Source organism: Sphingomonas sp. (assembly GCF_048595155.1).
GTDB lineage: Bacteria > Pseudomonadota > Alphaproteobacteria > Sphingomonadales > Sphingomonadaceae > Sphingomonas_I.
The window spans coordinates 90395-108054 of record NZ_JBMDXN010000074.1; the positions used below are offsets into that span (position 1 = coordinate 90395).

Consider the following 17660-nt stretch of genomic DNA (forward strand, 5'->3'; position numbering starts at 1 on the left):
GGGATGACCGCGGTGGCGCATCAGCGGCGCGAGATGTTTTGGCAGATCGTGCGCTATGGCGTGAACGGTGGCATCGTCACCGCACTCTATTCGGCGGTCCTGGTGGTGCTCGACAGCTGGAGCCATTTGCCGCTGCAAATCTGCAATATCGCGGGATATCTGGCAGCGGTGACGCTGGGCTACGTGCTGCACAGCCGGGTCACGTTCCGCAATCATGGCAAAAGGGACCGGGCGAGCAAGATTCGCTTCGTCCTGGCATCGCTCCCAAGCCTGGCGCTCAATGCTTTTTGGGCATGGCTCCTTACCGAGGCACTAAAACTCCCGCATTGGACGCTGTATGTGCCAATATGGTTTGTAACGCCCGCACTCTTGTTCGTCCTCAATCGTTGGTGGGTCTTTCGGTGAAACTTGCCTCTGCCCCCGCAAGCGCGCCACAAGCGATCATGGACCCCAACGCCATTCCGCTCATCTCCGTCATCGTGCCGGTCAAGGATGAGGAAGACGCCATCCAGCCGTTCGTCGCGCGGGTCGGCAGAGTGCTGGAGGCGCTGCGCGATCCGCACGGCGCGCCGGTGCTATGGGAAATATTGTTCGTCGACGACGGCAGTTCGGATGCCACCCTGGCCGCGATCATGGCGGCCAACCGCGCCGATCCCCGCGTCGTCGGCATCTCGCTGTCCCGCAATTTCGGCAAGGAGGCAGCCCTGTCGGCCGGGCTCGATCATGTACGCGGCCAGACCGTCGTCCCGATCGACGTCGACCTGCAGGATCCGCCGGAGGTGATCGGCGCGATGCTGGACGAATGGCGGCTGGGCCATGAGGTCGTCTTCGGCGTGCGGCGCAATCGCATGACCGACAGCCTGCCCAAGCGCCTGACCGCCGATCTCTACTACCGTGCGCATAATTGGCTAAGCGAAGACAAGATCCCGGAGCATGCCGGCGATTTCCGCCTGCTCGACCGCAAGGTCGTCGACGTCATTCGGGCGATGCCCGAACGCAACCGCTTCATGAAGGGCCTGTTCGCCTGGGGTGGCTTCCGCCAGGCGGCGGTGGAATATGACCGGGCCGAGCGCACCGTCGGCAGCACCAAATTCAACTATCTCAAATTGTGGAAGCTGGCGATCGATGGTCTCACATCCGCCTCCACCGCGCCGTTGCGCGTCTGGTCCTACATCGGATTCGGCGTGGCGGCGATCGCCCTGCTTTATGCTTTTTTGCTGATCGGCCGGGTCATCCTCTACGGCGTCGATGTTCCGGGCTATGCCTCGATGATGGTCGCGGTCCTGTTCCTCGGTGGTGTGCAATTGCTGTCGCTCGGGATCCTGGGCGAATATGTCGGGCGCATCCTGGTCGAGACCAAGCGGCGCCCCATCTACGTCGTGCGTGAGCGGATCGGCGCGACGAGCGATCAGAGCTGATGGAACGTCACGTTTACGACCGCATGGCTGAAATTGATCGCCACCATTGGTGGTTCGTCGGCCGCCGCAAGATCCTGACGGCCCTGATCGAACGATTCCGCCCCCGGCCCGGGCCGATGCGGATCCTGGAGGTCGGCTGCGGGACGGGATCCAATATCGAGATGCTGCAACAGTTCGGCATGGTCGAGGCGATCGAACCCGACGATCATGCTCGCGCTTTTGCGGCACAGCGCACCGGCCTGGCCATCAAGGGCGGCTATCTGCCGAACGTCCCGCTGGAAGACGGCGCATATGACCTGATCGTGCTGTTGGACGTGCTGGAACATATTCCGGACGACGTCGGCGCACTGACGGCGCTGCGGACGAAGCTGGCGCCGGGCGGGCGGTTGCTGCTCGCCGTGCCGGCGATCCCGGCCTTGTGGAGCGGCCATGACGTCGCCCACCATCACCAGCGCCGCTATACCGCGAAGACCCTTGAGGCGGCCGTGCACGCCGCCGGCTTTCGGCGGCTGCACCGGGCCGCGTTCAACAGTCTGATGCTGCCGGCGATCGTCGGCGTCCGGTTGGTCAACCGCCTGCTTGGCCGTACCGGCGGCGACGACGATCGCGTTCCCGCCAAGCCGCTCAACCGGCTGTTGACCGCCTTATTCGGGGCGGAACGTCATGCCGCGGTCCGCGGGTTGTTGCCGGTCGGCGTGTCGCTGGCCTTGGTCGCGGAGCCCGATTCCGGCGGCAGCACGCGATAGAGAATGCCGGATCGGCCACCCGTCCAGATGGGTTCCAGGCCGGGAAAGCTGTTCCAGCGCGCGCGCGGAATGTCGATCAGCCAGACATAATCGAAGGCGTCATGCGGAAGGTTGTTGATACCTTCCGGATAGGGCTTGGTGCGCCGGTCGCGGCAGCGATGCGGGCGCAGAATTTCGGTCGGATCCTCCGCATAGCCCTTGGCCGGCGCATATTTGATCCGTACCAACTGGGCACCCGGATCGGTCCACTGGCCGTTGGCGAAGGCCTCGCGCCGGACAATCGCCATCGCGCCCAGATGATCCATGCGGCTGGTCTCCCACCGGCCGATACATTGCAGCCAGACCTGCACGAACACGCGACTGCCCGGCTTTACATGGTCGAGCGCGGCCAGCTGGCGGCGATTGGCGGCCTCATGCTGCGCAAAATTGTCGGTCAGGATCGCGATACGGGCCAGGAAGATGAGGGTGGCGATGCCTGCAACCATGGCTGCCCAGCGCCGGCTTTGGGACCGCATCGCGATCGCCACGACCGCGATCAACAGTACATAAGGGGCAAGCCGCATGTCGGCATAGGCCGAGCCGAGCAGAATGCGCGGAAGCAGCACATAGGCGATGATCAGCATCAGCGCGGCAATGCCAAGCGTACGGTTCATCCGGACCCACAGGCCCGCCAGCCCGAGCGCGATCAGGGTCCAAAGAAGATAGACGTTGGCGATATCCAGCGACATCACGCTGTTGCGCAGGCTGGAGATCAGATAGACATATTTGGCGCGCCAATAGAACCAGTCGACATTCTGGCCGCCCGCATCGCCACTGCGCCATATGATCAGCAGCAAGAGCGGCGGCGCCAGCGACAGACAGGCCAAGCCGCCATGCCACAGGCTGGGAATGAGCGTGCGGCCCGCGTCGCGTTCGCGCACCACCTCTGCTCCGAAGGCGAGCAAGCACAAAACCGCCCAGCCGAAAATATGGGCCGTCGTCAGGATCAGGCCGATCGGCACAAACAGAGCGTGGCGCAGTCGCCACCTTTGCTGCCGTCCCAGCCGGAGCCACAGCGCATAGGCATTCAGCGCCAGCGCCATCGACAAGAGGAAGTTCGCAAAGCCCCAGATAAGGGGGAAATTATACGCCAGCGGGAGCGCGAACAACGCCGGTGGCGGCACCCGCCCATGGGCCTCATGGGCGATCCACAACATGCCGGTGATGGTCAGCATCACGATGGCGATCACGATCAACTTGACGCCCAGTTCCAGTCCGAACAGGGCCGCCATCGGCACGATCAGCAGGTCGACGCCGAGGTTGGCGATGAAGGCCCAGTGGAAATCGAAATAGTCGCGCCGCAGCGGGGACGCCGGATCGGACAGCTGGATACGATAGCGGCCCATATGTTCGGGCAGATCGGTGAGCGGCGGCACAGCTGGAATGATCAGCGGAAGTGCCGAAATCAGCACCAAGGCAGCCAGGAACCACCAGCTGTTCCACCAACCGGCAGGCGTCTCGTTTTCGGGAAGCGCTGAGCGGAACATGAACTTCCCTTATGGCGGTCTCAGCCGGCGCGACAAGTGCCCGTATACGACCTAAGCATCGTCAGGATGCAGGGGGCACGCAGATATTGGTCCATAATTGGCGTGTTGGCGGCGTTCGGGCTGCTGCTGCGGGGCTGGGACATCTTCGCTGCCCCCTTGTGGCTGGACGAAGCCTATAGCGCCTATGCCGCCAGCCACGACTGGGCTTTCCTGTGGCGGATCGTGCCGCTCTACGAGACGCATCCGCCTTTCTATTACAGCCTGCTTCATCTTTGGGTGGCGCTGTTTGGCGACAGCATGCCGGCGCTGCGGCTGCTCGGCCTCTCCGCCAGCCTGGCTACCCTGCCCGCCGTGATCGTGGCGGCACGCGAAGCGGCGTACTGGATCGGCTGGGGCGATTGCCGTCGGCGGCGTCTACAGGCCGTCGCCCTCGCCTTTGCCTGCGTTTCGCTGGCGCTCGTTGAAATGGCGCGTGAGGTCCGGCCCTATCCGCTGATGATCCTGGTCTATGCCGGCGCGCTGGCATTGCTGCTGCGGCTGGCGCGGCGGATCGAGCGCGAGCAGCCGATCGGGTGCGTCAGCTATGGCGGCTATCTGCTGCTGGAAGAGGCACTGCTGTGGCTTCACAATCTGGGGCCGCTATTCGGATTGGCGCTGACGATCGCGCTTGCGATCGCACTGTTCGGCCGCCGGCTGACGCGGGCGGATTGGGCTTGGCTGGTGGCGGGCCATATGCTGGTCGCGATGCTCTACCTGCCCGGCCTCGCCATCCTGCGCGCGCAGGCCCAGGCGTGGACCGCCAGTACTTGGCTGCAGTTCAGATTGGACCGGCTGCTGCTGGACCGCATCATGACCCTCTATGGCGTGGCGGGATGGGCGGGCCTTGCCTCTCCTGTCCTGGCCATCTGCGCGATCGTCGCCCTTTCGCGACGGCGCAGCGGCGGGCGGCTGGCAGCTGTTCTGGCGACATTGGCGCTGGTGCCTGTCTGCTGTGCGATCCTGGTGTCTTTGACGGTCACGCCGATCTTCATCACTCGCATCATGACCCCGGTGGCCGTGCCGGCGCTGCTGCTGTTGGCGATCGGGGCAACGTCCGACGGTGCCTATTGGCGGGCGCGCGCTGCGGCGGCGCTCCTGCTGGGCGGATCGATGCTGGCAGGTAACGTGCAGTCCCGCATGCGTGGGCCGGAGACGAACTGGTATCGCACGGTCGATTGGCTGATGCAGCATGCCCAGCCGGGCGATGTCGTCTTCGCCTATCCCAACGAGGGCAAATTGCCGCTGGCTTATGCTTTACGCGACAAGGGTCGGCAGCTTCCGATCCGCGCGATCCCGACCGACGTACCGGCGCTCGAGCAGGGCGGCGGCTGGCATCCGACCGGCACGCGCGGCGTCTCCGTCCTGCCGCCGGCGACGCTGCACGCGGTCGCCCAGGAGCCTGCAACCCAAGCCGTGCCGACGATCTGGCTGTTGCGGCTGGGACCGTCGACCTTTGATCCGGACGATCGCTTCCTCCACGAACTGCATCGCGGCCGCTCCATCGTTCGGCACTGGCGCGATGGCGCGATCGATATCGTTGGGCTGCGCAAGCTTCCGACGCACGCCGCCCGCTAATCCGCTGTCGCGGCGCCTTCGCGTCAGATCGCTGCCAGCGCCTGTTCGAAGTCCGCGATAAGATCGTCGGCGTTCTCGACACCGATCGAAATGCGGACGAGATTGTCGCCGATGGCGAGCGCATCCTTACGCTCCTGCGGGACGGAGAGATGGGTCATGCCGGCGGGATGGCTGGCGAGCGTTTCGGTGCCGCCCAGGCTGACCGCAAGCTTGGCGATCTTGAGCGCATCGAGGAAGCGGAAGGCTTCGGCCTCGCCGCCCTTCAGATACAGCGAAAAGGTCGATCCCGCGCCTGAGCAATGGCGTTTGTAGATATCCGCCTGGCGCGATCCTTCTTCCAGGAAACCGAGATAGCCGACATGTTCGACCTTGGGCTGATCGCGCAGCCAGCCGCAGACCTTCGCGGCATTTTCGCCCGCGCGGCTCATGCGCAGCTCCAGCGTCTCCAGCGAGCGCAGCAGCATCCAGGCCGGATGCGGATCGAGGATCGTGCCGATCGTGTTGCGCATCAGCCGGATCGGCGCCAGCGCCGCCTTCGATCCGACCGCGCCGCCGGCGACCAAATCGCTATGACCACCGGCATATTTGGTGAGGCTGTAGATGACGATATCGGCGCCATGCTTCAGCGGCTGCTGCCACAACGGGCCGAGAAAGGTATTGTCGATCACCACCACCGGCTTTTCGCCCTCGAACAGCGCGTCGCGCGCTGCCGTGACCGCCTCGATATCGACCAGGGCGTTGGTGGGGTTGGCCGGGCTTTCCAGATAGATGAGCGGCACGCGGCCGCCGGCCTTGGCCTTGGCCATCACCGCGTCGATCTCTTCGCGGGTCGCGCCTGCCGGGAAATCCAGCCACTTGATGCCCAGCTTGCCGAGGATCTTACCAATCAGCGTTTCGGTGGCGGCGTAAAGCGGAGCCGAATGCACGATCGTATCGCCCGGCTGAACCATCGCCAGCAAGACGGTCGCAATTGCCGACATGCCGGAGGAGAAGGTCAGCGCGTCTTCGGCCCCTTCCCAGATACCGAGGCGATCCTCCAGGATTTCCTGATTGGGCCCGTTGAAGCGCGAATAGACCAGCCCTTCGGCGCCGCCCGGCCGCTTGCCCGTGACCCCTTCGAAGAAGCGCTTACCGGCCGCTGCGCTCTCGAACACATAGGTTGAGGTCAGGAAGACAGGCGGCTTCAGCGATCCTTCCGACAAAGCCGGATCGAAGCCATGCCCCATCATCAGCGTCGAGGGGCTTAGCGCCCGGCCGCCAATCTCCAGCGCCTGATGGCGCGGACGGGGGCGAGGTTGACCCGCCGAGAGTTCGGCTTCGGTGATAGGGGGCGTTTTAGCCAAGGAACTGGACCTTTGCAGACAATTAGAGGGTGTTGCCGATCAGCGATGAAACCGGTTTACCCGCCACCTGCTCCAAAGTCATGACAGCAGCGGATCGCGCGTCGGCAAACCCGGAGCTGTCGTTACCGGAAGAACAGGAAGTAGAGGACGACGACCAGGCCGAGCGGAACACCCAACAGCCACAGGATGAAAGCTTTACCCATCGACAGTCTCCCGAAATCCGGCCCCGATGGGGCCATGTTACAGGAAACTAACGAGCGGTGTTCAGGGCTGTTCCGATGCCGGCGCGCTGTCGCGGAAGAAGGGCTCGACAACACCGTTCATCTTCATCGTCAGCGGATTGCCTTTGCGATCGCGCGTCTTGGCCATGGCCAGGCGCACCCAGCCCTCACTCACGCAATATTCCTCGACGTTGAAGCGCTCCTGCCCGTTGAAGATGATGCCCACGCCACGGCCCAGCGAATCGGGATCGTAATGAGGACTGCGAGGATCGACCGAGAGGCGATCGGGCGGCGTCGGGTTGGTGGTGGTGTCGTTCATGGTGGCGCCTCTTAGCGGGCCCCGCGGCGTCCGTCATCCCGGCGCAGCAGCGGCGTTCGAGTCATTCCCAGGATGCCGAATCGAACCGGATCGGTCGGCCGATCGCCTTGGCGGCAAGGGCGCCGTCCTGCATCACGGTGCGGCCGCGGATGATCGTGGCCACCGGCTTGCCCGTGATTTCCATACCGGTGAAGGGCGACCAGCCGCAGCGCGATGCCAACCAATCATCCTCGATGGTCCATTTCGCCTTGAGATCGACCAGCGTGAAATCGGCATCATAGCCGGCCGCGATCCGGCCCTTGGCCGTCATGCCGAACACGCGCTGCGGCCCGGCGGAGGTCAGTTCCACAAGCCGCTGAAGCGAAAGCCGCCCATGCGCGACATGGTTCAGCATCAGGGGCAGCAGCGTCTGCACCCCCGGCATGCCACTGGGCGAGTCCGGATAGGGTTTCGCCTTCTCTTCCTTCGTATGGGGCGCGTGATCCGAACCCAGCACGTCCGGCACGCCCTGGTTCAACCAATGCCACAAGCCATCGCGATGCGCGCCGGAGCGGATCGGCGGGTTCATCTGGGCATAGGTGCCGAGCCGCGGATAGGCATCTTCGCCGGCCAGCGTGAGATGCTGCGGAGTCACCTCACAGGTGGCGATATCCTTGTTGCGGGAAATATATTCCAGCTCCGCCGGCGTGGTGACATGCAGGATGTGGATCGGACGGCGTGCCGCCCGTGCCAGGCGCAGGATGCGCTGCGTCGCCAGCATCGCGCTCTCGTCATCGCGCCAGACCGGATGGGACATGGGATCCCCGGCAACCCGTTCGCCCAGACGTGCCTGCATGCGCGGCTCATCCTCGGCATGAATGGCGACGCGGCGGCGGCCATGGGCCAGCACGCGCGCCAGTTCGGAATCCTCCGACACCAGCAGGTCGCCGGTCGATGCCCCCATGAAGATCTTGACGCCGGCCGTCCCCGGCAACCGCTCCAGTTCGCCCAGCAGCTCGGCATTGGCGCTGGTGGCGCCGACATAGAAAGCATGGTCGCACCACATGCGATCCTCGGCGCGCGCCAGCTTGTCGTGAATCGCGGCTTCGCTATCCGTATTGGGTTTGGTGTTCGGCATTTCGAACACGGCGACCACGCCGCCGAGGACGGCGGCGCGACTGCCGCTCTCCAGATCCTCCTTCGCCTCCAGCCCGGGTTCGCGGAAGTGGACCTGGCTGTCGATCACGCCCGGCAGCACGGTCAGGCCGGTGCAATCGATCGTCTCGCCGGCATCACCAGTCTCACCGATCGCAACGATACGGCCATCGCGTACGCCGACGGAGGTTTCTACCGGGCCGCCCGGCGTCCAGACAACACCGTTGGTGAGGAGAAGATCATAGGTGGCCACAAGCGACTCCGTTGGCATCTGACGATGGCATCCCTACCTCGCTCCCATGACCGCGACCACCCTTGCCGACCGCGCCCTGATCCGCCTGTCCGGGGAGGATGTGCGCGGCTTCCTCCAGGGCTTGGTGACGAATGACGTGACCGGCCCGTTGCCGGCGTGGGCTGGATTGCTGACGGCGCAGGGCAAGGCCCTGTTCGATTTCCTGATCTGGAACGACGGTGACGATCTGCTGATCGATTCCGAGCGTGATCAAGCGGAGGCGCTTGCAAGGCGTCTGTCGCTCTACCGGTTGCGGCGGGCGATTACGATCGCCGTGGATGAAGCGCTGGCGGTGCATTGGGCGCCGGACGGGCAAGAAGGCGTGCCCGATCCGCGACTGGCGACACTTGGCCGTCGGTGGATAGGGCCGGCAGACGATGCAGCGGAGGGATGGCGTGCGCACCGGCTTGCTTTGGGCGTCACCGAAGGTGTGGCGGAACTCGGCTCCGACAAGATTCTATGGCTGGAAGCCAATGCGATCGAGCTGAACGGGGTCAGCTTTTCCAAGGGCTGCTATGTCGGGCAGGAGAATACAGCGCGGATGAACTGGCGCCAGAAGGTCAATCGCCGGTTGGTGGTAATGCGCACGGACGCGGATCCCGGCGACGCGGTGAATGCTTATTATCCGGAGCTGGGGCTTGCCGTGCGGCGTGTGCAGATCGATCGGATCGCGGCGGGGGATGACGGGGTGATCGTGCCGGATTGGCTGGCGGCGGCGGTCAGTTCGGCCTCACAAGCTTAATATTTTCCGTTCGGGTCGAGCCCTTCGACTGCCTGCAAGGCAGGCGCGCAGGATAAACTTCATGCCGCCGGCATGAAATCGAGACCCTTCTTCGAGCGCAGCCGAGAAAAGCCTCGACTTCGCTCGGGGCGAACGGTTGACGAGGATGCCCACGCCGCTAGCTTGCGCAGGGCGTAGAGCAGCATGTCTCGATACGGCTTCTCGACTACGCTCGAACCCTACTCGACACGAACGGGGTAGGTGGCTGGCGCGGGCGATCGCTCACGCTGCACCCGACCCCGCCGTTCGTCCCGAGTAGCCGTCGAGCTTGTCGAGACGGCGTATCGAGGGATGTCTCGATACGGGTTCTCGGCAGGCTCGAACCCTACTCGACACGAACGGTGAAGCAGATTTCGGCGCCCTTACGCCGCCAGCTTGCGCAGGACGTAGGGCAGGATGCCGCCGTTGAGGAAGTAATCCAGCTCGTTGACCGTATCGATCCGGCAGCGGGCTTCGAACGTCTCTTCGCTGCCGTCGGTGCGCTTCATCCGCACGGTGACCGTCTGGCGCGGGCGCAGGCCGGCGACATTGTCGATCGAGAAAAGTTCGCTGCCATCGAGGCCCAGCGTCTTGCGATCGGTGCCGTCCAGGAATTGCAGCGGCAGCACGCCCATGCCGACCAGGTTCGAGCGGTGGATACGCTCGAAGCTCTCGGCGATCACCGCGCGCACACCCAGCAGGTTGGTGCCCTTGGCCGCCCAATCACGCGACGAGCCGGTGCCATATTCCTTGCCGGCGACGATCACGAGCGGCGTGCCGTCCGCCTTATATTTCTGCGCGGCGTCGTAGATGGCGAGCGTCTCGCCAGTGGGCACGTAACGGGTCATGCCGCCTTCGACGCCCGGCACCATTTCGTTGCGGATGCGAATGTTTGCGAAGGTGCCGCGCATCATCACTTCGTGGTTGCCGCGCCGCGCGCCATAGGAATTGAAGTCCGACTTCGAGACCTGATGCTCGTTCAGATAGCGACCCGCCGGGCTGTCCGCCTTGATCGATCCCGCGGGGGAGATGTGATCGGTCGTGATCGAATCCGCCAGGATGGCGAGCGGCCGCGCGTCAACGATGTCTTCCACCGGCTTCGGCGTCATCGTCATGCCTTCGAAGTAAGGCGGGTTCTGGACATAGGTCGAGCCTGCCGACCAGCTATAGGTATCCGATCCCTCGATCGTGATCGCACGCCACTTGCGGTCGCCTTCGAACACATTGGCGTAGCGCGTGCGGTACATTTCCGAGTCGATCACCGAGGTGATGATGTCGGTGATTTCGTGGTTGGTCGGCCAGATGTCCTTCAGCATCACCGCCTTGCCGTCTTCGGTCGTGCCAATCGGCGTGGTGGTGATGTCCTCGCGCACCGTGCCCTTCAGCGCATAAGCGACCACCAGCGGCGGCGATGCGAGGAAGTTCGCCCGTACGTCGGGAGACACGCGCCCTTCGAAATTGCGGTTTCCGGACAGAACGGACGCGGCAACAAGGTCATTCTCGTTGATCGCCTTGCTGATCGGGCCCGGCAATGGGCCGGAATTGCCGATGCAGGTGGTGCAGCCATAGCCGACGAGATTGAAGCCGATCGCGTCGAGATCGTCGCTGAGCTTGGCCTTGTCGAGATAGTCGGTGACCACCTGGCTGCCGGGCGCCAAGCTGGTCTTGACCCAGGGCTTGGGCTTCAGGACGAGCGCGAGCGACTTGCGCGCCACAAGCCCGGCCGCCACCAGCACGTTGGGATTGGACGTGTTGGTGCAGCTGGTGATCGCCGCGATGACCACGTCGCCATGGCCGACGTCGAAGTCGCCGTCCTGGACGGGTACGCGGCTATCGCTCTCACCCGTCTTCTTATAGCCTTTGACGAGCTCGTTATTGAAATTCTCGTCGACGTTGCTGAGCAGCACCTTGTCCTGCGGGCGCTTCGGGCCGGCGAGGCTGGGCTGCACGGTCGACATGTCAAGCGCGAGCGTCTCGGTGAAGACCGGATCGGGCAGGTTGGCATCGCGCCACATGCCCTGCGCCTTGGCATAGGCCTCGACCAGTTCGATCTGGCTCTCGTCGCGGCCGGTGAGGCGCAGATAGTTGATCGTCGCCTGATCGACCGGGAAGAAGCCGCAGGTCGCGCCATATTCCGGCGCCATGTTGGCGATGGTCGCGCGATCGGCGAGGCTCAGCGCGTCGAGACCCGAACCGTAGAATTCGACGAAGCGGCCGACCACGCCCTTCTGGCGCAGCATCTGCGTGACCGTCAGCACCAAATCGGTGGCGGTGATGCCCTCGGCCAACGTGCCGGTCAGCTTGAAGCCGACCACTTCGGGGATAAGCATGGAGACCGGCTGGCCGAGCATCGCGGCTTCCGCCTCGATCCCGCCCACGCCCCAGCCGAGCACGCCCAGGCCATTGACCATCGTGGTGTGGCTGTCGGTGCCGACGCACGTGTCGGGATAGGCGATATCCGCGCCGTCGGCGCCCTTGGAGACCCAGACCGTCTGCGCGATATGCTCCAGATTGACCTGGTGGCAGATGCCGGTGCCGGGCGGCACGACCTTGAAATTGTCGAGCGCCTTCGACCCCCAGCGCAGGAACTCATAGCGCTCCATGTTGCGCTGATATTCGATCTCGACATTCTGCTCGAACGACTTGGGCGTTCCGAACTCGTCGACCATCACGGAGTGATCGATGACGAGATGGACGGGCACCAACGGGTTGATCTTCTGCGCGTCGCCGCCGAGCTTGGTGATCGCATCACGCATCGCCGCCAGATCGACAACGCAGGGCACGCCCGTGAAATCCTGCATCAGCACGCGGGCAGGACGATATTGGATTTCGCGTTCCGACGAGCGATCGACCAGCCACTGGACCATCGCCTTCAGATCGTCGGCCGTGACCGTCTGCCCATCCTCGAACCGCAGCAGATTTTCCAGCAGCACCTTCATCGAGAAGGGTAGGCGCGAAATGTCGCCGATCGTCTCGGCTGCCTTGGCGAGCGAATAATAATCGAACTTGCGGCCGCCGACGTCGAGCGTCGAACGAGTGTTAAGCGTGTCGTGGCCGACGGCGGTCATGGGCAGGGTCCCTTGCTGCGATGCGGTGTGTGGCGGGCGCACTAGCAAGCTGGAGGGGGTGGGGGAAGGCGTTTGGCGGCCCCGACGGCCGACTTAGCCCCAAACACCGGCTAAAAGCTCGGGAAATGGCAGGCCGCGGCAGCGGATCGGCTATTGGGGTGCCGGCTCGGGCCCGACGTGGACGTTTACCGTTAACTCTTCGCCGCCGCCCCCGATTCGTGCGCCGGAGATCGGTGCCGCCTGGCCATGGTCCAATCCCACCGCGACACGCACATAGGATTCGGTCGGGCAACGACCCTCATGCGCGTCGAAGCCGATCCAGCCATAGCCCTCGACATAGAGTTCGGCCCAGCCGTGGGCGGCATTCCCTTCCGCTTGATAGGGTCGGTACAGGTGGCCGGCGACATAGCGCGCAGGATAGCCCGACAGGCGGGCGGCCGCGATCAGCAGATGGGCTGCCGCCTGCGCATCGGCGCGACGGCTGGCCAGAGCCGCGGCGGCGCTGTGATCGCCCCCAACCTGCGGATCTTCGAGCATCAGATAATCGTGGATGCGCTCGGCCAGCAAATGTGCGCCGGCCAACGGATCGGCCGGCAATTCCAGCCCGGCCACATAGCCCTGCAGCCTCGCGTCGGCACGCGTAAGCGGCGTAGCCTGCATGAAATGGAGCGGCGGCAACGGTTCGGCCGCGGCATCCAGCAGGCCCGCGCGGTCCTCCGTCAGCACCTCGCCCGACACGGATATCGTAATATGGTCCAGCGGCCCATCGACGTAGAGCATGGTCGTTTCGTTGCCATAGCCGTCGCGCGCGGGCTTCAGCCGCGCGTCGCGATCGACGTCGATCGACCAGGACACGACGCTCTGGCCGGCATGATTGCCGGGGGTCAACCGCAGCAATTGGACGAGCCGCTTCTGCGGCTCGGAGAAGCGGTATTCCGTGCGATGGGAAACAAAAAGGCGCATGATCGACCTGCCCTACCGGATCGTCACGCGAAGCGAAATTGTTGGCCGATCGCGCGATCGATCTGGCTGGCCTCGACGACAAAGGCTTCCAGATATTCGTGGAGGCCCTGACCGAATACGGCATCGATGCTGGTACGGCTCAACGTCGTCTGGCAGCGGCGCGCCAGCCGGTCGGCCTCACCCTGACGCCCGCGCCGCTTGCCGATGATGGCGAGGTGCTGGACCACCTCATCAATCGCACCGGCGAGGCTGCGGGGCACCTCGCTCCGCAGGATCAGCATATCCGCCACCAGCCATGGCTTGAGGCCCTCGCGATAGAGCCACCGATAGGCGGTATTCGCCGATACCGTGTGGAGGATCGTCGTCCATTGATCGCGATCGATGACGCCGCCGACCTTCTCACCCACCGGCAGCAGAAGATGATATTTTACGTCGATCAGCCGCGCCGTATTGTCGGCCCGCTCGATCGCGGCGCCCAGGCCGATGAAATGATAGGCCTCGTTGCGCAGCATGTGGTGCAGCGCGCCTTCGAAGCCGCGCGTTTCCGCTCGGATCATCGCGGTCAGCGCAAGGGTTTCTTCATAGCCGCCCGTGGTGGCGAGACCGCGCAGCCCCAGCCACGCGCGGTTGATCGCCTCCCAGGCATCGCGCGTCAGCGCGGTACGGACCGATTTCGCGTTCGACCGCGCGAAATCGAGGCAGGAGCGGATCGAGCTGGGATTGTCGGGCGAAAGCGTCAAATAGCCCGCAACGGCTTCGGGATCGACGGCACGCCCCGTTGCGGCAAAGCCCAGCTCGCAGGCGGTGACGAGCAAGGCGCTCTCCCACGCCGCCCTACCCGCCGGCCGCGGCGACAGAGCGTCGAGCCGAAGCGTCGCCTCCAGTAGGCGCGCGGTAAATTCGGCCCGCTCCACATAGCGGCCGATCCAGTAGAGCTGGGCTGCGGTGCGACTGAGCATCTAACCCTGCCGCTGCGTCTGCCCGTCCGGGCCTTGCGATTGATATTGCGTCACGTCGGACAGGATCAGACTGTCCTTGGTGCCGCCGCCCTGGCTGGAATTCACCACCAGCGATCCTTCGATCAGCGCGACGCGCGTCAGGCCGCCGGGCACGATGTGCACGCCTTCGGCTCCGGTCAGCACGAACGGACGGAAATCCACGTGGCGCGGCGCGACGCCATGTTCGGTGAGCGTCGGCACCGTGGACAAAGCGAGCGTCGGCTGCGCGATATAACGCTGCGGCTCGGCAATCAGCGCGGCGCGGAAATCCTCGATCTGCTTGTTGCTCGCCGTCGGCCCGACCAGCATGCCATAACCGCCGGATCCATCGACCAGCTTCACGACCAGTTGCTCGAGATTGTCGAGCACGTACTGAAGCGCCTCGGGCTCGCGGCAGCGATAGGTCTCCACGTTCGGAAGCTTGGCATCCTCGCCGGAATAATATTTTACGATCTCCGGCATGTAGGAATAAATCGCCTTGTCGTCGGCGATGCCGGTGCCGGGGGCGTTGACCAACGCCACGTTGCCCGCGCGATAGGCCGCGATCAGCCCGGGAACGCCAAGCAGCGAATCCGGTCGGAAGACGAGCGGATCGATATAATCGTCATCGATACGCCGGTAGATGACGTCGACACGCACGCGTCCATCGATCGTGCGCATCCACACAACGTCATCATCGACCTCAAGATCGGCCGCCTCGACCAGTTCGATGCCCATCGAATCCGCCAGGAAGCTATGCTCGTAGAAGGCGGAGTTATAATGGCCGGGCGTCAACAACACGCACACCGGCTCCGACGCGCTGCCGCGGGGCGCCACCGAGCGAAGCGTATCACGCAGTTGATCCGGGTACCGATCGACCGGGCATACCGGAAAGCGACGGAAGAGTTCGGGACAGAGGCGCAGCATCGCCTCCCGATTTTCGAGCATGTACGACACGCCGGAGGGCGTGCGGGCATTATCCTCCAGCACGAAGAAATCGTCCGGGCCGGTGCGCACCAGATCGATCCCGCAAATATGGGCGAATACGCCGTGCGGCGGCTTTTGGCCGTGGAGGAAGCCACGAAATTGCGGATTGGCCAGCACCAGTTCGGCCGGCACGACGCCATCGGCGATGATCCGTTGCCGCCCATAAACATCGGTCAGGAAGGCATTGATCGCCTCGACCCGCTGGACCAAGCCTTCCTTCAATCGCTCCCATTCATTGTGGGTGAAGATCCGCGGCACGATATCGAACGGGATGATGCGCTCGGCACTTTCTTCCTCCCCGTAGACGGCGAAAGTGATGCCTAATTGTCGGAACGCCGCCTCCGCCGCCTTCTGGCGCCGATCCAGTTCCTGCAGCGGCGTATTGTCGATCCAGCTGGCCAGTTCGGTGAATCCCGGCCGACCGGTACGATCGCCGCCAGTTCCCCACACTTCATCGAAGGCGTCGCGCATCCCGCTCCTGGTAAACGTGTTCGGCTGGTGCAGACTGCCGCTGTTCGCTGCAATGCACAAGAGGTAGTGTATCCGGCCCACAACGATTGGAATTGCCAAAGCGTTGCAGGCGATTAGCGTGAATTTCGAGGAAATATGAACCGCCCCGAACCAGCAGCTTTGCCCGAGGAGGCATTGGAAGAGCGATTCCTCGCCGCCACCGGGCCAGGCGGCCAGAACGTCAACAAGGTCGCCACCGCCGTACAGCTGCGGCTGGATGTCTTTGCGCTTCGGTTGGCACCAGATGTGTTCGCGCGGTTGAAGGGTCTAGCCGGGAGCCGCTGGACATCCGACGGCGGGATCATCGTGACGGCGCGCCGCTTCCGCACGCGCGAAGCCAATCGGGCCGACGCCCGGGAGCGGCTGGCCGAAATGATCGCCGCAGCCCATGTCCGGCCCGAACGCCGGATCAAGACCAAGCCGAGCAAGGCCGCCAAGACGAGGCGCGTCGAAGCGAAAGCGCGAGCCGGCGCGATCAAGCGCGGGCGGGGGAAACCGGCCGTCGATTGAGAGGCCAGCTTCGTCGGCATAACGCGTCGCGGCGACGCGCGTCGCTGTCCTCCCCCTCCGTCGCCTTCGGCGCCACCTCCCCCTGGCGGGGGAGGATTAGGGTGGCGAGCTGTTAGGAACCTTTCCAATCCTCCCCCGCCAAGGGGAAGTGGCAGGCGTAGCCTGACGGAGGGGGAGGGCGGCGATGGCAGAAGGTCTGCCTTCGTTGGCTGGTCAGCCGCGGCTTTTCATCAGCGGTTGTATGCGGGTGCCGAAAGCCTCGATGCCTTCGATGAAATCGTCGAAGGTCAGCAGGACGCCGCCCGTATTCGGTACCTCCGCCATCTCGTCGAGCAGACGGGCAACGGTTTCATAGCTGCCGACAAGCGTGCCCATGTTGAGATTGACCGCACTTTCCCGATCGGCGAGCTGGCGGACATTGGTGGTGGTGCTGGTCTTGTCGGCGGCGCCCTGTTCGCCGAGCCAGGCAACCGCGTCCTGATCGACGCCTTCGCGATAGTGGATCCATTTCTCCATCGCTTCTTCATCGGTTTCCGCGGCGATGATCATGATCAGCACGAAGACGGATACGGACCGCCCGGTCTTGGCCGTGGCGAGCGCGAGCCGTTCGTTGTTGGAGGCAAACGCCGTGGGCGTGTTGACACCCTTGCCCAGGCAGAAGGCATAATCGGCATATTGCGCCGAGAAAGCGAGGCCGGCATCGGACGAGCCCGCGCAGATGATCTTCATGTCGCCGGTCGGCATTGGGCGGACGCGGCAATCGTCCATCTGATAATATGCGCCGTGGAAGTCGGACACGCCGGTCGCCCACAATTCGCACAGGATCTGGGCATATTCGGCGAGCATGTCGTAGCGGTTACGAAAATGCTCGTCGCCCGGCCAAAGCCCCATCTGGCTATATTCGGGGCGCTGCCAGCCGGTGATCAGGTTGAGGCCAAAACGGCCATGGCTGATCGAATCGATCGTGTTGCACATGCGGGCCGCAAAGGCGGGCGGGATGATCAGCGTCGGGCAAGTGGCGTAGATCTTGATCTTTTCGGTGACGGCGGCGAGCCCTGCCATCAGCGTGAAGCTTTCCAGGCCATATTCCCAGAATTCCGTCTTGCCGCCAAAGCCCCGCAGCTTGATCATCGAGAGCAGGAAATCGAGCCCGTACCGCTCGGCCCGCAAGGCGATCTCCTTATTGAGATCGAAGCTCGGCATATAGTGCGGGCTATTCTCGCTGATCAGCCAGCCATTATTGTTGATGGGTACGAAGACGCCGACCTGCAT

15 protein-coding genes are annotated in these 17660 nt (G+C 64.1%); 6 read left to right on the forward strand and 9 right to left on the reverse strand.

The window, feature by feature from the left end:
* The first annotated feature begins 3 nt into the window (after nucleotides 1-3).
* From ACOJSI_RS11975 to ACOJSI_RS11985, 3 genes are read left to right on the forward strand one after another with little or no spacing between them, the layout of a single operon-like run.
* Nucleotides 4-405, forward strand: coding sequence for a GtrA family protein (locus ACOJSI_RS11975; RefSeq protein WP_420138516.1), 402 nt, complete (start codon nucleotides 4-6; stop codon nucleotides 403-405).
* Nucleotides 406-443: 38 nt separating this feature from the next.
* A complete protein-coding gene (locus ACOJSI_RS11980) occupies nucleotides 444-1418 on the forward strand; it encodes a glycosyltransferase family 2 protein (protein WP_420138517.1) in 975 nt (324 codons plus the stop codon).
* 23 nt (nucleotides 1419-1441) lie between these two features.
* On the forward strand, nucleotides 1442-2164 hold the full coding sequence (locus ACOJSI_RS11985) for a class I SAM-dependent methyltransferase (RefSeq protein ID WP_420138518.1): 723 nt from the start codon (nucleotides 1442-1444) through the stop codon (nucleotides 2162-2164).
* Here ACOJSI_RS11985 and ACOJSI_RS11990 read toward each other — a convergent pair.
* Nucleotides 2080-3690, reverse strand: a complete 1611-nt coding sequence (locus tag ACOJSI_RS11990; RefSeq protein ID WP_420138519.1) for a hypothetical protein — start codon at nucleotides 3688-3690, stop codon at nucleotides 2080-2082. The genes ACOJSI_RS11985 and ACOJSI_RS11990 overlap by 85 nt on opposite strands.
* 102 nt (nucleotides 3691-3792) lie before the next feature.
* On the opposite strand from ACOJSI_RS11990, the gene ACOJSI_RS11995 reads away from it, so the two are divergent.
* The gene (locus tag ACOJSI_RS11995) at nucleotides 3793-5304 is read left to right on the forward strand and encodes a glycosyltransferase family 39 protein (RefSeq protein ID WP_420138520.1); all 1512 of its coding nucleotides are present in this window, start codon (nucleotides 3793-3795) and stop codon (nucleotides 5302-5304) included.
* Nucleotides 5305-5327: 23 nt separating this feature from the next.
* Here the strand turns inward: ACOJSI_RS11995 and ACOJSI_RS12000 are convergent, their stop codons facing one another.
* From ACOJSI_RS12000 to ACOJSI_RS12010, 3 genes are all read right to left on the reverse strand, one after another.
* Complete coding sequence (locus tag ACOJSI_RS12000; protein WP_420138521.1) at nucleotides 5328-6647, reverse strand: cystathionine gamma-synthase family protein; 1320 nt, start codon at nucleotides 6645-6647, stop codon at nucleotides 5328-5330.
* Nucleotides 6648-6911: 264 nt separating this feature from the next.
* Nucleotides 6912-7187, reverse strand: coding sequence for a DUF3297 family protein (locus ACOJSI_RS12005; RefSeq protein ID WP_420138522.1), 276 nt, complete (start codon nucleotides 7185-7187; stop codon nucleotides 6912-6914).
* Between the two features lie 61 nt (nucleotides 7188-7248).
* On the reverse strand, nucleotides 7249-8592 hold the full coding sequence (locus ACOJSI_RS12010; protein ID WP_420138523.1) for a dihydroorotase: 1344 nt from the start codon (nucleotides 8590-8592) through the stop codon (nucleotides 7249-7251).
* A 28-nt stretch (nucleotides 8593-8620) separates the two neighbouring features.
* On the opposite strand from ACOJSI_RS12010, the gene ACOJSI_RS12015 reads away from it, so the two are divergent.
* The gene (locus ACOJSI_RS12015) at nucleotides 8621-9355 is read left to right on the forward strand and encodes a YgfZ/GcvT domain-containing protein (RefSeq protein ID WP_420138524.1); all 735 of its coding nucleotides are present in this window, start codon (nucleotides 8621-8623) and stop codon (nucleotides 9353-9355) included.
* Nucleotides 9356-9756: 401 nt separating this feature from the next.
* On the opposite strand, the gene acnA is transcribed toward ACOJSI_RS12015, so the two are convergent.
* The 4 genes from acnA to ACOJSI_RS12035 form a co-directional block, all read right to left on the reverse strand.
* Nucleotides 9757-12441, reverse strand: coding sequence for an aconitate hydratase AcnA (gene acnA, locus ACOJSI_RS12020; RefSeq protein ID WP_420138525.1), 2685 nt, complete (start codon nucleotides 12439-12441; stop codon nucleotides 9757-9759).
* A gap of 150 nt (nucleotides 12442-12591) precedes the next feature.
* Nucleotides 12592-13404, reverse strand: a complete 813-nt coding sequence (locus ACOJSI_RS12025; RefSeq protein ID WP_420138526.1) for a transglutaminase family protein — start codon at nucleotides 13402-13404, stop codon at nucleotides 12592-12594.
* Between the two features lie 23 nt (nucleotides 13405-13427).
* Nucleotides 13428-14363 carry an alpha-E domain-containing protein gene (locus tag ACOJSI_RS12030; protein ID WP_420138527.1) on the reverse strand — a complete coding sequence of 312 codons (936 nt, stop codon included), beginning with the start codon at nucleotides 14361-14363 and terminating at the stop codon, nucleotides 13428-13430.
* On the reverse strand, nucleotides 14364-15839 hold the full coding sequence (locus ACOJSI_RS12035; RefSeq protein WP_420138528.1) for a circularly permuted type 2 ATP-grasp protein: 1476 nt from the start codon (nucleotides 15837-15839) through the stop codon (nucleotides 14364-14366). It lies immediately after the preceding gene.
* Nucleotides 15840-15974: 135 nt separating this feature from the next.
* Here ACOJSI_RS12035 and arfB point away from each other — a divergent pair, with 135 nt between their 5' ends.
* Complete coding sequence (arfB, locus tag ACOJSI_RS12040; RefSeq protein WP_420138529.1) at nucleotides 15975-16388, forward strand: alternative ribosome rescue aminoacyl-tRNA hydrolase ArfB; 414 nt, start codon at nucleotides 15975-15977, stop codon at nucleotides 16386-16388.
* Nucleotides 16389-16601: 213 nt separating this feature from the next.
* Here arfB and rutA read toward each other — a convergent pair whose 3' ends face one another.
* A complete protein-coding gene (gene rutA, locus ACOJSI_RS12045; RefSeq protein WP_420138530.1) occupies nucleotides 16602-17660 on the reverse strand; it encodes a pyrimidine utilization protein A in 1059 nt (352 codons plus the stop codon).